This window comes from Pseudomonas sp. HS6, from assembly GCF_023375815.1.
Classification (GTDB): Bacteria; Pseudomonadota; Gammaproteobacteria; order Pseudomonadales; family Pseudomonadaceae; genus Aquipseudomonas.
In genome coordinates this window covers 1,302,585-1,315,170 of sequence record NZ_CP067412.1, presented here as the reverse complement: position 1 = coordinate 1,315,170, position 12,586 = coordinate 1,302,585, and the positions used below count along the sequence as shown (strand labels likewise).

The window sequence follows — 12,586 nt, the reverse complement described above, 5'->3', positions numbered from 1 at the left end:
CGGAGTTGTCGTCCCTTAACCGCGTGGGGTCGCAGCAGCCAGTTTCACAACCGATCCCGACGCGCCTTTGGCAGGTGCGACTTTGGGCAGGTTGCTGGCTTCCAGCGCTTGTCGTTGTTGAGCCAGTGCAGCAATGGTTTGCTCGCTGGCCATCGGGATCACTTCAGGCGTGACCGGAGAACCAGGACGAACCCGTTGCAGACCCTTGACGATGATCGTGTCGTCCTTGTTCAGGCCGCTGCGCACGATACGCAGGCCTTCGATCTTCGGACCGAGTTCAACGGCGCGGTAGGCGGTCTTGTTGTCCGCATCCATCACCAGTACGAACTTCTTGCCGAGGTCAGTGCCGACGGCTTCATCGTTGATCAACATGGCGTTATAGGTGCCGCTGCCGACCAGTTTCAGGCGTGCATACAGACCTGGGGTGTAGGTGCCGTCGCTGTTGTCGAACACGGCGCGACCACGGATGGTGCCGGTCTTCGGGTTAACCTGGTTGTCGACGAAGTTCATCTGACCCTGGTGCGGGTTGCCGTCTTCGTTGGACAGACCCATGTACACCGGAGTAGTCGCGCCGCGCTGACCCTGACGGGCGAGTTGGGTGTATTTGAGGAACACACGCTCATCGGCGTCGAAGTAGGCGTAAACCTTGTCGGTAGAAACCACGCTGGTCAGAGCAGTGGTGTCGGCAGTCACCAGGTTACCGGCGGTGATCTCGGCACGGCTGACGCGACCGCTGATTGGAGAGGTTACTCGGGTGAAACTCAGGTTCAGCTTGGCCAGATCCAGTTGCGCTTGCAGGGCGCCGACAGCGGCACGTGCTTCTTGTGCAGCGCTGGTGCGCGAATCGGCCAGTTCGGCGGAGATGGCGTTGCTGGCACGCAGGCGTTCGCCACGGCCGGCTTCGTTTTCACTACGAGTGGCGTTGGCTCGGGATTGGGCGACCAGGGCTTCGAGGCGGCGTACCTCGGCCTGGAACGGACGCGGGTCGATCTGGAACAACAGATCGCCTTTCTTGACCAGTGCACCTTCGGTGAAGGCGACTTCGTCGATCTGGCCGGAGACCCGTGGACGGATTTCAACGGTTTCCGGCGCCTCGAGGCGCCCGGTGAATTCGTCCCACTCGTTGACCGGTTGTTCCAGAACCTTGGCCACACTGACCTTGGCAGCAGGCATGGCGGCGGCGGTCTCTGGAGTCTTGCCGCAAGCGCTCATCACCATTACGGCCAACAGAGCCAACGGGAAGCGCAAATGTTTGAGTGATTGTTCCATGGATGCATCCGCCAATGTATTGAAGATGGGCGGATGATGCTCGGCGGGTTGATAGCAAACGAATCGAATGACACGAAGGTAACTATCATTCGGAATGATATAAGACCGAGCGAAGCCCTCTAGCATGCACCTTTCGTTAGGGGGCTATCAAATGAATTGATGACAAATCTGTGTTGCGTGACCCGCAAAGGTGAGGTCGATCCGAATTCTGTACGGCAGATACAAAGAGACGGCCATGGCGGCCGTCTCGATCAACGTGTTGCGCAGTGAATCAGTTGATGCCTTTGCGGTTCGGCCCGAAACGGTTTGGACCTGGCTGGCTGTCTTGCACCAGAAACACCAGGTTGACGATCGGCAGCAACAACCACCAGCCGCTGCGGTCGGTGTCGTGCATGCGGCGTGCACCTACCGCGATGCTCGGCAGCAACATCGCCAGGCTGTAGACGTTGTAAAGGACGCCTTTGGTATTGAGCATTGCATCGAGAACACCCATGACAATGCAGATACCCAGGTTGATCAGAACGAACATCCAGTATTCGCGGCGCGTGGCGCGGCCTTTGAATTCGGCGTAGTTCTTCAGCGCTTCCAGGTATGGGTTGCCCGTCGTGATGGCGGGGCCACTGGCGTAGGCAGGTTGAGTTGCTTGAGGTGCCCCACACTGCGGGCATGCCACGGCCAGGCTGCTAATTTCCTTGGCGCAACCGCGGCAGAAAACCATGCTCATATTTTTTCCCTAAAATTATTCAATCGATAAACAGGACAAAACAAACGCGGCAATACCTGACAAAACAATGCCGGCAATCGCCAGGTTTCTTCCTGAGTGTTTTTGGTTGATACAGACGATGCCGCAAATGAGGCCCGCGAGGCTGAGAATTCCCACACCGACAATCGCGTCCCTATCCCATTCGGAGTCATCAAACAGGGTGAGTGCGCTGATAATTCCGAGGATCAATGAAACGATGGCCAGCCAAGGCATTTCGGCCTGCGTTTGCGGCACTGGGGCCTGCTGAGGAGCCCCGCATTGGGGGCAGGTGAGCGCCGACTCGTGTAGCTCCTTGGCGCAAGCACGACAATAGACCATTGCCATCGTTTTCCTTAACTGAGTGCGAATGCCCGACCCTCCATCGGTCGGGGCGGCGGTAAGTTAAACTTTATTACCGAATTTGTCATTAGGCACTTTGCCAGCACTCGCGCCGTGCCCCCGTTATTTCTTCGGCATGGTTGAGCGCTTCACCGACTCTCTGCTGCTCAAAATGCGCCGCGCGGCGTGTACTGCACGCTCGGAGAGCGTTTCCATGCGCGGTGATTGCAAGTCCCAGGCGTGCCAATAAAGCTCTACATCAGTGAAATGACCCGGTGCCAGGTCCACCAGCTCCCGGCTTTTCAGCAGATCGCTTACCTGCATATACGGCACCATCCCGTATCCGAGGCCACGCCGTATGGCTTTCAGGCGTGCCTCGGGAAGTGACAGGTAATGGGTTGGATAAGCGTCTGCTTGCAGGCCGAAACGTGACTGCATGAAATCAGACTGCAACGTGTCCTTGCGCGAATAAGCGAAAACAGGTGCCTTGCGCGCAGCCGTACGGGTCAGCCCCTTGGCAAACCATCGCTCCTGAAAGGCGGGCGATGCCACCAGTTGGTAGCGCACTGACCCCAGCGACTCTGCAAAACATCCGCGCATCGGCTGTGAGCGTGTGCCGATGCAACCGATGACCTGGCCACTTTCCAGCAAGGCGTAGGTGTGGTCCTGATCGTCGACCACGACGTCGAGCAGGATTTTCTCGCTGACGAAAATCTCGGCCAGTGCCGGAAAAAACCAGGTCGCCAGCGTGTCACCGTTGACGGCTATGACAACCCGCAGATGCTCCTTTTCGTCGCCGGTCAGATCGTTGAGCAGTTCCTCTTCGAGCACCGTCGCACGGCGAAGATAGTGCATCAGTTTTCTCCCCGCCTGAGTGGGTTCGCACGGTCGCCCGCGCACCACTACCGAGCTGCCCAGACGGACTTCCAGTGCGTGTATCCGTTGCGACACCGCAGACGCCGTGACGTTAAGCCGTTCGGCAGCCTTCTCGAAACTGCCGCTGTCGACCACGGCCAGGAACGCCTGCATCTGTTTTGCATCGAGTTGCATGGCCATCTGTCTCGTTAAGTTTTTCTAATCCTTACTGAAAGATACTTCGTTTTTCTTCACCTCGATACCGAACTGCTCAATCATTCCACCACGGCGATGTGATCGATTCAGACCCGCACACACGTCGCGCCATTGACCACACAGGGTGAGCGTTATGAGGAATGAAATGTCCAGCGACCGATACCTGCCATGAAGCTCAACATGATTATTACCGTGAGCGCTGTCGCGTTGGTCGGCAATTATGTCTGGCAATCCCACGACTTGAAGCTGGGGCCCTACGAGTACCAGGCATCGGCGAATGCTCTGCTATCGAAACACGCCCACTCAGGTGCCCGTCAGTTGGCCTTGGACAGTGCCTACAAAAAATGTGCATCGCTGGGCAAGCAAGTGGGTGAGTTTGAAGTGCACTCTCGCTTGCCGCTGAACCCGGCGAATGAAGTCGCCAACGTGACGTTCGTTTGCAAGTGACCTCCATCATCGCAATCCGAATCCTTTCGTCCTTTTGATTAATAGGCGGTGAACCATGAAGTTAATAATTGTGGCGTTGCTCGCGGTGCTCTTGAGCGCCTGCGTCACCTCTGTTCATGATTGGTCCAAGCCAGGTGTCAGTGCGTCTGACATCCAGCACGACAAAGCTGAATGCCAGTACCAGGCCAAAGCGGCAACGGCCAGCTACCACTCGACGCCGTCTGCAAACGACAAGACCCACGGCATGGGCAGTGCTGTGGGTGATGGCATCGTTATCGCGGAAAAACAGATCGATCTGACGAATGATTGCATGCGGGTCAAAGGCTACGCCGGCCAATGAGCAGCGCGGGCTGATCCAGCCCGGCTCTGCCTCATCGCTGTTTTACGTGCTCGAGATCACTGACCGACACATACCGTATTGGACCTGGTTCGAGTGGTCTGGCCATCCATAGAAGGATCACCCTGGACATCGACACTTTCTGTGGTGTTGCATTCCTGCATGGCCGGTTTCGCCGTTTTCTGTTGCCAATCCCGATCCTGTTGCGCTTGCCAGTCGGCCGCCGCTTTCTTACGTCGCTGATCGGAAATCATCATGCAGTTTGCGAACTCCGTCGAACCCTGCGCATAACCATAACCAGAACAGGTCTGACGGTCTTCGGCGGCTTGTTGTTCGGCACTCATGCAGCCGCTTAATGCGGTAGTGCACAGCGTCAGAAAGAGGAGGGGAATGGCGCGCGTTACGGACGTATAAGGCTCATTCATATGGATTCACCCAGCAAGTGAACGGTAAAACACTCAGGGGCTGCACGTCCTGGTTTCGCTGGCCTGATGCTTGTCTCTCAGAGCGCCGATGTGCACTCGCAAGATGGACAAGTCACCGTTTCTTTATAGTACAGTCGCCATCGAACCACCTGTCGTCTGAGGCTTTCCGGCAATTGGTGTACGTAAAACCGACAGATGGGCACGACTTTTCAATGAGCAATTCTACGACTACAACCAGCGGCAATTGGTACGCGGTCATTGCGCTGGCACTCGCTGCGTTTGTCTTCAACACAACTGAGTTTGTGCCGGTTGGTCTGTTGAGTTCGATCGGCAGCAGCTTTGACATGACGTCGGCTCAGGTCGGTTTGATGTTGACCATCTATGCGTGGGTGGTGTCTTTGACGTCGCTGCCCATCATGCTGCTGACGCGCAACGTCGAGCGGCGCAAGTTGTTGATCGTGCTGTTTGCGATGTTCATCGTCAGTCATATCCTGTCGAGTCTGGCGACCAGTTTCGCTGTCCTGCTGGTGAGCCGGATCGGCGTGGCGCTGTCGCATGCGCTGTTCTGGTCCATCACGGCTTCTCTGGCTGTGCGCCTGGCGCCGCCGGGCAAGCAGGTTCAAGCATTGGGCTTGCTGGCAACCGGCACTTCCCTGGCGATGGTGCTGGGCATTCCCCTCGGCCGGATATTGGGCGAGGCGATGGGCTGGCGAACCACCTTTATTGCGATCGCTGTGTTGGCGGCTACGTTAGTGTTCTGGCTGGCCAGGGTCTTGCCGTTGTTGCCCAGCCAGAACTCGGGGTCGCTCAAAAGTCTGCCCATATTGTTAAAGCGACCCGCGCTCGTGGCGATCTACATCCTGACGGCTATGGTCGTGACGGCTCACTTCACCGCTTACAGCTACATCGAACCTTTCGTTCAGGTCGTGGCGGGCATGAGTGGCGAGACGGTCACGCTCATCCTGCTGTTATTCGGCGGTGCAGGGATTTTCGGGTCTTTGCTGTTCAGTTGGATGCATCGGTACAGCCCGCAGCGCTTTCTGATCGTCGCCGTGTCGTTGCTCGCGTTGTGCCTGGTTTTGCTGCTGCCATTGAACGGCAAGGTCTCATACCTGAGCGCGCTGAGTATCTTCTGGGGAATGGCGATCATGGGGTTCGGTCTGGCGTTGCAGTCCAAGGTCCTGGTGCTGGCGCCCGACGCGACCGATGTGGCGATGGCGCTGTTTTCGGGGATCTACAACATCGGCATTGGTGGTGGGGCGCTGATGGGAAGTTGGGTGGGGAGCCAGTTTGGCTTTGCTTACGTCGGGGTTGTTGGCGGTGCATTGGCGGGGTTGGCGTTGTTGATTTACTGCCTGTCGGTCTATCGTCAGGCTCGGCCCGGGGCTTCTGTTTGAGGTCTTGAACCGCTTTGCTAGCGATAGCAAAGCGGTTTCGGAAGGATTTCTTAGTTAATACTTTCGGAGCTTGGATTTTGGAGACCGTGCATTCAGGCCGCCGTAAGCGACACCCTACACCTACAGCTTATATTTACAGTGGGCATCGCACGGCCATCGAGAAAGCAGATCAGCTAGTAGATTGCGCGTTAGGGATTAAATTGAATGAGCCCGGACTGCGTGTGCATGAACACGTGGTCGGCACTTCGGGATACTGGAGCGTTTTGTCGATGTAAAGAGTGTGGCACTTGGTGCACCCGTGAATTCGGGGCAGAGATGCCAATCCGGCAGGTAGAAGCGGCTCAAGTTCGTCCCTGGACCACTTTGATGACTGATTTATGTGTGAGCGGAGAATGTTCCCAAGGTGCCATTTGCCGGACTTTGCGTTCCAAGACCAGATAGGAATGCTGACGGTATATTGGTGGCGCAAGCCAGAATCGTGACGTGCTGGATACTTGTCCCGTGGCCATGGAGCCTGAATGATCGCGAAGCCCATCCCCATCTCTGCAGTGGGCATGTACTCTCCAAAATAGTGATCGAGGGTTGCACATTCAGTTGCTTTTGCCCAGGTTGGCGGGAACGCCCAAAAATACGACTTGTTATTATTGACGCGATCAACTATTCCTGCGGCAGGATTAAAAGGTGATGCCGACGTGAGTGCAAATCGCGCTTCCCACGAAACATCGGGCGCCGGAACCAGACCTGCCTCGATAGCGAGAGTCGCAGTTTTGGGGAGTAACGATACGCCCGCTTCGATAAGCTGCAAGTTTTTCATTAGGGATTTAAAAGCCTGCCGCTTCACCTTCCTGGGTATGGCAGAGTCCAAAAACAACTCCACCTGATTCACGCTAATTCTCTTTTTCTTGAGGGCGTCGAGAACCTCCTCAGCGGCGCGCGCGGCTGGCCAGTGTTCGATTTTCAGCCGTTTTTGGGCGCGCCGGATGGTGTCATAAAGGTTGTATTGCAGGCGGTCATCGTCCATGCCACTTGGCCGAACTTGGAGCGGGATATTATTGGCGGCAGCGATTTCTGGAGCAACAGTCCCCAAAGCGGCATGAATGAGATGGTGGCAAGAATCAGGCGTAACGGAGTGTCCCAACGTTGCGAGTTCAGCAATCAGTTCACGAACGAGGGGTTGGAGCATAGGGTATATTGCGGACATGACTTTCCCTTGATTGTCGACATCGTGCTAGCTGCGCTTGTAGGGCCGTTAGGTGCGAAGCTATGAGGTCGATTCAGGTAGATCATGGATAGCGCCAGCGTGTCTTCTTGCACGGCCACCAAGAGACAGGTTCTGACGTCGCTGAATCTAACCAGATTGCTGAACGACTCGCAAGAGGAAGATACCCACCCTCAGTCAGCGCCCCTCTGACTGGGAAGGACGATCTCGAGTTCGATCAGCTCACATCGCAGCCAATCTCTTACGTCTAGCCCAAAAAACTCGTTCTCAGCTGAAAAATTCTCAAATACTGTTTTTTTATCCAGTTTTTGCCCCTATCTTCAGTCTTGGCCCACGCTGGGCGTCTTCCCTAGGAGCAGTTGATGCGCAATTTTCTATTTTTTACTGCCGTTACGTCGATGGCAATCCTGTCCGGGTGTTCGGACAGCAACACCTCCCAACGAGTTGATTTCCCCACGACGGCGGGGGAATACGTCCAACTGTACAAGGACCGAGAACACGGTTCGATTATGGTTGAAGTCGCCAGGGTCGATGACAGAGGCAAGCAGCAAATTGCAAAAGGCGTCGTGAATGATCCCGGAGTTCAACTGAACACACGTTTGCGGCAGGTGAAGGTGACTTTCGAAAATTGCGGTGACTACCAACTGGATCAGCCTGATTTCGCAGCTGCTAATTTGTGGTTCAAAGAAATCGAACAGAGAGGCGAGTGCGAGTTGGGTTACTTGCCGAGCACGGCGGTTCGAATCGCCGCCAAGCAATAATCTGTCAGCAATACCGAGCCGTGCACACAAGGTGCCAGCGGGCCCTTTTTTTAGCTGCCTGGGCTCACCAAAACGCTTGGGGACACTGTAACCGTAAGCGCTGCTCGCAGGCCATTGGAGTCCGAGCAGCGCTTAGGTATTCGGCCGTTTTTTCGTGGGGCTGTGGTTATTGGCGCTCATTGCATCGATTACCGAATTGTTGCCTGTGCGATTTGACCGCGTTGTGCTAGCCCTGGTTCGCCGTATCGGGTTAGGTACTGATTCATCAACTAAAGAGGGCACGTGGCACCGACCAGCAAAATTTCATCGTGTAGCTGGCATCCACCTTCAGTTCGGGAGTTTGACAGACGACACTTAGAGACTATCCGGATCCCCAAAAAACATCTGAATCCGCGACCGCAACCACCGCTCCCCCGGATCATTATCCTGCGACCCACGCCACGCCATGTGCAGTTCAAACGTACGGGTTGGCAGCGGCGGATCTTCCGCGCGCACCCCGCCCGCAGACGTCAGCGCATCAGCCGTGTAATCCGGCACGGTCGCGACAATGTCCGTCCCGGCCAGCAACGTGCTCAAACCGTTGAACTGTGGCACCGCCAGCACCACGTGGCGTTTGCGGCCGAGTTTTTCCAGTTCTTCATCGATAAAGCCACTGAGGTCACCGGCAAACGACACCAGCGCATGGGGGCGGGCGCAGTAGTCGTCCAGGCTCAATGGCCCCGGAACAGTATCGGCGCGCAGCAGTTTTGGCTGGCTGCGGCGCAAGACTTTGCGCTTGGCGTTGGCCGGCAGGTCGGTGGTGTAGCTGACGCCGATCGAGATTTCACCGGAGGCGAGCAGGCCCGGCATCAGAATGTAGTTGACGCGACGGACCACCAGCACAATCCCGGGAGCCTCGGCACGCAGGCGCTTGAGCAGCATGGGCAGCAACGCGAATTCGACGTCGTCCGACAAACCGATCCGGAAAACCGAGGTGCTGGTGGCCGGGTCGAATTCGGCCGCGCGGCTGACCGCTGTCGAAATCGAGTCCAGGGCAGGCGAGAGCAGGGCGAAGATTTCCACCGCTCGGGCGGACGGTTCCATGCTGCGCCCGGTGCGTACAAATAGCGGATCGTCGAACAGACCGCGCAGTCGCGAAAGCGCCGCGCTGATCGCTGGCTGGCCGAGAAACAGCTTCTCCGCAGCGCGGGTCACGCTGCGTTCGTGCATCAGCGTTTCGAATACGATCAACAGGTTCAGGTCGACACGACGCAGGTCATTACGATTCATCTGGAGTCCTGGCAGAGTCATCAAGCTTGACGAGAGCGACCATATGAGAACAATGGCCGGCATGAATCTTACGGGGAAAGGCTGGTAGTCTGCACCGGGTAATTCAGCTTTACTGAGAAGGATGCAGCAGTTTTTTCATGGATTTGCTCAATGCTGGCCATACTGCGGAATCAATGACAGGCATGTCGACTATTAATAGCCACTGATAGTCTTGGCTGGAAAGCCCAGATAGAGTTCAGGGCATTAGAGGTTACTTTGACGAGGTTTGCGATGTCCCGCACGATCCGTTTTCACAAGTTTGGTCCGGCCGAGGTGCTCAAATGCGAAGAGCATGCGGCCGCTCAGCCAGGTCCTGGCGAAGTGCAGGTGCGTGTCGAGGCAATCGGCATCAGCTGGTACGACACACTCTGGCGTCAGAACCTGGCATCGTCTCAGGCCCGCCTGCCTTCAGGCCTGGGCCATGAGATGGCCGGTGTGGTCACGGCCATCGGCGACGGTGTCGAAGACCTGATCGTCGGTGACAAGGTGGCCAGTTTTCCGGCCGAGAGTCCCAACGACTACCCGGTTTACGGCGAGCTGATCGTTCTGCCGCGTACCGCGTTGACCCGTTATCCGGACGTACTCAACCCGATCGAAGCCAGCGTGCATTACACGCCGCTGTTGATCGCCTATTTTGGTTACGTCGATCTGGCACGCGTCAAACCCGGGCAATTTGCCTTGGTCACTGACGCCAGTCATTGCGCCGGTCCGTCCTTTGTCCAGTTGGGCAAAGCACTGGGTGTACGAGTCATCGCGGCCACGAAAACGGCGGAAGAGCGTGAATACCTGCTGTCCCTCGGTGCCGAGAAAGTGATCGTTACCGAAGAAGAAGACCTGTTGATGCGGATCAACAAGATCACCGACAACCGCGGCGTTAATGTCGTGTTCGACGGTCTTGGCGGGCCACAGATGTCGCTGCTTGGCGATGTTCTGGCACCTCGCGGCAGCCTGGTTTTGTATGGCCTGCAAGGTGGTAACCAGACACCATTCCCGGCGTGCGCAGCGTTCCAGAAGAATATCCAGTTCTTCGTGCACTGCATCGGCAACTTCACCGGGAAGCCGGAGCTGGGCATTGTCCAGGATCACGTCGCGTTGCAACGTGCCCTGCGTGACATCAACCAGTTGACAGCAGACCGTGTGCTGCTTCCACTCAAGACCCGGGTCTTCCCGTTCAGCGAGTTTGTCGAAGCACACCGTTACATGGACGAATGCCCTTGCCGTGAGCGTGTGGCGCTGCAAGTCGAATCTGCCTGACCCTTGTGATCAGAGTCCGTGGCCCCACGGACTCTTGTGCGTTCCTTCAGACCGTGAGAAGCCCCGGGCCCGATGCCTGGGGAGGTTCAGCAACTGAACTGGTTTTTACTCTTGATCTGTATCTTCTAATCGCCCTCCAGACCTTGATAATTGAGTGACTACTTTCATCTCAAGGAATGAGCTATGGCTGTGCATTCTATTCACTCTGCGCCATATCAGAAGATTGTCAGCGGCCGGCACCGCGGTTTCTGTTTAATTGCTGTAGGGCTCCCATGTAATCCCTTCTTTTTTTCTTGTGCTCATCGTGCGCAGGTCATTGTAAGAATTTTCCTCGGAAAACATCCGGCCCGAGAAAAGCCTGTAAACACGGGGTCTTGCGCTGTGAAGGCAATAAACGCTAACTATCACGAGCCCAACTGTTTCAAATAACTACAAAACCTTAAGTGTTAGCATTTCAGCGTCTATTAATTAATGAAGAATGATTGCGCGTCCGATATTCATGGCTGCGCAATATAAAATTTTTTATATCGGGTGAAGTACTGATGAGCACGATCCATGACCAGGCAATGAACTATGTCTACCAGCAAGTATTGCAACGTTTGCTGAGTTTTTTTTCCCGTGCCGAACGCACGGCATTGCAGCTGTTGATTCAGCGATTGGCGGTGGCCGCCGGCGGCATGGATCGCATTGGCGAATTCAAGGTATTGGTAACCCAATCCGGAACTCGCGATTGCTGTTACAGCCTGGCCCTGTTGCGTGCTGCACAACTGAGCATCGCCGGACGCGCTCCCGGCACCTTCCAGCTACGGGTCGCGACGCTGCGCGGGTGTGCCACACCGGCGTCGGCACTGCAAAACATGCATCGCAGCTTCAGCGCGCTGTTTCTCTACGACGACCCAAGGGTCGAACTGTTGATGATCGATAATCGAGAGGTATTGCCCTTCAACCATCAGGTGCCTCTCACGGATGATGGCAGGGAGGTTAACCGTATCAATTTGCTGATGATTGGCCATCGCCGTCGCTGGAGTGAACGCCTGGAGCTTTGGGACGACGCGTACCTGGCCACCGCCGAGTTCTACGGGCAGGTCGCTCGTTGGAGCAATGGCGTCGATGCGCTGGTCAGCAGCGACTCTGCACGCAAACAGGAGCTTTTTCTCCATGGCCTGGATCGTGCCGCACAGAAAGCCGGCATTGGCCCACTGCCGAAACGGGCCGCCGGATTCGATGAACTGTTCAACCTGCTCGACAGCATGGGGGGCGACTGCTATCGGGAACTCCATTCTCCGGCCGATCTGTTGCCGTGGCGCCCACTCGGTCAGTTCGAAGCCTGCCGGCGTACCAGTTACATCGGTATTGATGACATGGTGGTGGGCAAAATGGAGGAGCGGTGGCCTTTGCTCAGCGATTTTCTCGGGTTCCAGGCTGACGATCCCTTACTCGAGACGGTCTCCGGTGAATCCTCTGACCCAGTGATTGCTGCCTACCTGAGTGGCCTGCAAGCCAGTTACATTGACGGGCGCAGTTACGAAACCGGGGTGTCGGAGTACATTCAACGCTGTCTGGCATCGATGCGCCTCAAGAACATGCCCGAGCAGATTTGCGAACGATTTCTGGAGGCGTTCGGCAATCTTTCCGAACATCGATCATTGGCGTCGACTGCCCTGCAAAGTCATTTCGGGCTCAATGAAGCGCAATTGATCTGCCTCCTGTTTGCGCCGTTCATCGAGGGTGGAGCCGGACTGGAGCGTTTTCTGCGCACTTGTCACCCGGGCATGCTGGTCGCCACGCCTGATCTGCACCGGGCGATGCAGGGGCTGCACGCACCAGAGCAGGTACAGCAATGGATGACCGATGTCAGTGGATTGCCCGTGCGCCTGATCAGCCGGCTGTACGCGATGGGCTCCATTCAAGCGACCGAGCCGGCGCCCCTGGCTTCGGATCCCGTAGACCGCGAGGTTGCCGTGGACGACCGCTCGGCGGAAGGTTGAGTGTGAACACCGCGCCCGTGCGCGCACGA

General features: G+C 56.4%; 13 protein-coding genes. 6 read left to right on the top strand and 7 right to left on the bottom strand.

All coding sequences use genetic code 11. The features are described from left to right. Positions 1-15: 15 nt before the first annotated feature. The 4 genes from mexE to JJN09_RS05960 all read right to left on the bottom strand — a co-directional run bounded on the left by mexE (position 16) and on the right by JJN09_RS05960 (position 3,400). The gene (gene mexE, locus JJN09_RS05975) at positions 16-1,269 is read right to left on the bottom strand and encodes a multidrug efflux RND transporter periplasmic adaptor subunit MexE (protein ID WP_249486248.1); all 1,254 of its coding nucleotides are present in this window, start codon (positions 1,267-1,269) and stop codon (positions 16-18) included. A 271-nt stretch (positions 1,270-1,540) separates the two neighbouring features. Next, positions 1,541-1,993 (bottom strand): DUF805 domain-containing protein, encoded by a 453-nt coding sequence (locus JJN09_RS05970; RefSeq protein ID WP_249486247.1) that lies wholly within the window; start codon positions 1,991-1,993, stop codon positions 1,541-1,543. A gap of 15 nt (positions 1,994-2,008) precedes the next feature. Further along, positions 2,009-2,356: a DUF4190 domain-containing protein gene (locus JJN09_RS05965; RefSeq protein WP_249486246.1), complete on the bottom strand. Its 348-nt coding sequence runs from the start codon at positions 2,354-2,356 to the stop codon at positions 2,009-2,011. Between the two features lie 117 nt (positions 2,357-2,473). Then, complete coding sequence (locus JJN09_RS05960; protein ID WP_249486245.1) at positions 2,474-3,400, bottom strand: HTH-type transcriptional regulator ArgP; 927 nt, start codon at positions 3,398-3,400, stop codon at positions 2,474-2,476. Between the two features lie 189 nt (positions 3,401-3,589). Between JJN09_RS05960 and JJN09_RS05955 the strand changes: the two genes are divergently transcribed. Next, positions 3,590-3,868: a hypothetical protein gene (locus JJN09_RS05955; protein WP_249486244.1), complete on the top strand. Its 279-nt coding sequence runs from the start codon at positions 3,590-3,592 to the stop codon at positions 3,866-3,868. 55 nt (positions 3,869-3,923) lie between these two features. Continuing rightward, positions 3,924-4,208 (top strand): hypothetical protein, encoded by a 285-nt coding sequence (locus tag JJN09_RS05950; RefSeq protein WP_249486243.1) that lies wholly within the window; start codon positions 3,924-3,926, stop codon positions 4,206-4,208. A gap of 56 nt (positions 4,209-4,264) precedes the next feature. Here JJN09_RS05950 and JJN09_RS05945 read toward each other — a convergent pair whose 3' ends face one another. After that, entirely contained in the window at positions 4,265-4,630 is a 366-nt protein-coding gene (locus JJN09_RS05945; protein ID WP_249486242.1) for a hypothetical protein, read from the bottom strand. Positions 4,631-4,842: 212 nt separating this feature from the next. On the opposite strand from JJN09_RS05945, the gene JJN09_RS05940 reads away from it, so the two are divergent. Then, on the top strand, positions 4,843-6,027 hold the full coding sequence (locus JJN09_RS05940; RefSeq protein ID WP_249486241.1) for a sugar transporter: 1,185 nt from the start codon (positions 4,843-4,845) through the stop codon (positions 6,025-6,027). A 169-nt stretch (positions 6,028-6,196) separates the two neighbouring features. On the opposite strand, the gene JJN09_RS05935 is transcribed toward JJN09_RS05940, so the two are convergent. Next, entirely contained in the window at positions 6,197-7,228 is a 1,032-nt protein-coding gene (locus JJN09_RS05935) for a hypothetical protein (protein ID WP_249486240.1), read from the bottom strand. Positions 7,229-7,608: 380 nt separating this feature from the next. On the opposite strand from JJN09_RS05935, the gene JJN09_RS05930 reads away from it, so the two are divergent. Continuing rightward, positions 7,609-8,007: a hypothetical protein gene (locus JJN09_RS05930; RefSeq protein WP_249486239.1), complete on the top strand. Its 399-nt coding sequence runs from the start codon at positions 7,609-7,611 to the stop codon at positions 8,005-8,007. A 354-nt stretch (positions 8,008-8,361) separates the two neighbouring features. Here JJN09_RS05930 and JJN09_RS05925 read toward each other — a convergent pair whose 3' ends face one another. Continuing rightward, positions 8,362-9,276 (bottom strand): LysR family transcriptional regulator, encoded by a 915-nt coding sequence (locus JJN09_RS05925; RefSeq protein ID WP_085709803.1) that lies wholly within the window; start codon positions 9,274-9,276, stop codon positions 8,362-8,364. Between the two features lie 270 nt (positions 9,277-9,546). Here JJN09_RS05925 and JJN09_RS05920 point away from each other — a divergent pair, with 270 nt between their 5' ends. Both JJN09_RS05920 and JJN09_RS05915 read left to right on the top strand, forming a co-directional pair. Further along, complete coding sequence (locus JJN09_RS05920; protein ID WP_249486238.1) at positions 9,547-10,569, top strand: zinc-dependent alcohol dehydrogenase family protein; 1,023 nt, start codon at positions 9,547-9,549, stop codon at positions 10,567-10,569. A gap of 542 nt (positions 10,570-11,111) precedes the next feature. After that, positions 11,112-12,557 (top strand): hypothetical protein, encoded by a 1,446-nt coding sequence (locus JJN09_RS05915; protein WP_249486237.1) that lies wholly within the window; start codon positions 11,112-11,114, stop codon positions 12,555-12,557. Positions 12,558-12,586: the final 29 nt, after the last annotated feature.

What these genes read in the sequence shown, in the direction of transcription:
- mexE (WP_249486248.1), bottom strand. Translation starts at nt 1,269, where the DNA reads ATGGAACAATCACTCAAACATTTGCGCTTCCCGTTGGCTCTGTTGGCC.
- JJN09_RS05970 (WP_249486247.1), bottom strand. Translation starts at nt 1,993, where the DNA reads ATGAGCATGGTTTTCTGCCGCGGTTGCGCCAAGGAAATTAGCAGCCTG.
- JJN09_RS05965 (WP_249486246.1), bottom strand. Translation starts at nt 2,356, where the DNA reads ATGGCAATGGTCTATTGTCGTGCTTGCGCCAAGGAGCTACACGAGTCG.
- JJN09_RS05960 (WP_249486245.1), bottom strand. Translation starts at nt 3,400, where the DNA reads ATGCAACTCGATGCAAAACAGATGCAGGCGTTCCTGGCCGTGGTCGAC.
- JJN09_RS05955 (WP_249486244.1), top strand. Translation starts at nt 3,590, where the DNA reads ATGAAGCTCAACATGATTATTACCGTGAGCGCTGTCGCGTTGGTCGGC.
- JJN09_RS05950 (WP_249486243.1), top strand. Translation starts at nt 3,924, where the DNA reads ATGAAGTTAATAATTGTGGCGTTGCTCGCGGTGCTCTTGAGCGCCTGC.
- JJN09_RS05945 (WP_249486242.1), bottom strand. Translation starts at nt 4,630, where the DNA reads ATGAATGAGCCTTATACGTCCGTAACGCGCGCCATTCCCCTCCTCTTT.
- JJN09_RS05940 (WP_249486241.1), top strand. Translation starts at nt 4,843, where the DNA reads ATGAGCAATTCTACGACTACAACCAGCGGCAATTGGTACGCGGTCATT.
- JJN09_RS05935 (WP_249486240.1), bottom strand. Translation starts at nt 7,228, where the DNA reads ATGTCCGCAATATACCCTATGCTCCAACCCCTCGTTCGTGAACTGATT.
- JJN09_RS05930 (WP_249486239.1), top strand. Translation starts at nt 7,609, where the DNA reads ATGCGCAATTTTCTATTTTTTACTGCCGTTACGTCGATGGCAATCCTG.
- JJN09_RS05925 (WP_085709803.1), bottom strand. Translation starts at nt 9,276, where the DNA reads ATGAATCGTAATGACCTGCGTCGTGTCGACCTGAACCTGTTGATCGTA.
- JJN09_RS05920 (WP_249486238.1), top strand. Translation starts at nt 9,547, where the DNA reads ATGTCCCGCACGATCCGTTTTCACAAGTTTGGTCCGGCCGAGGTGCTC.
- JJN09_RS05915 (WP_249486237.1), top strand. Translation starts at nt 11,112, where the DNA reads ATGAGCACGATCCATGACCAGGCAATGAACTATGTCTACCAGCAAGTA.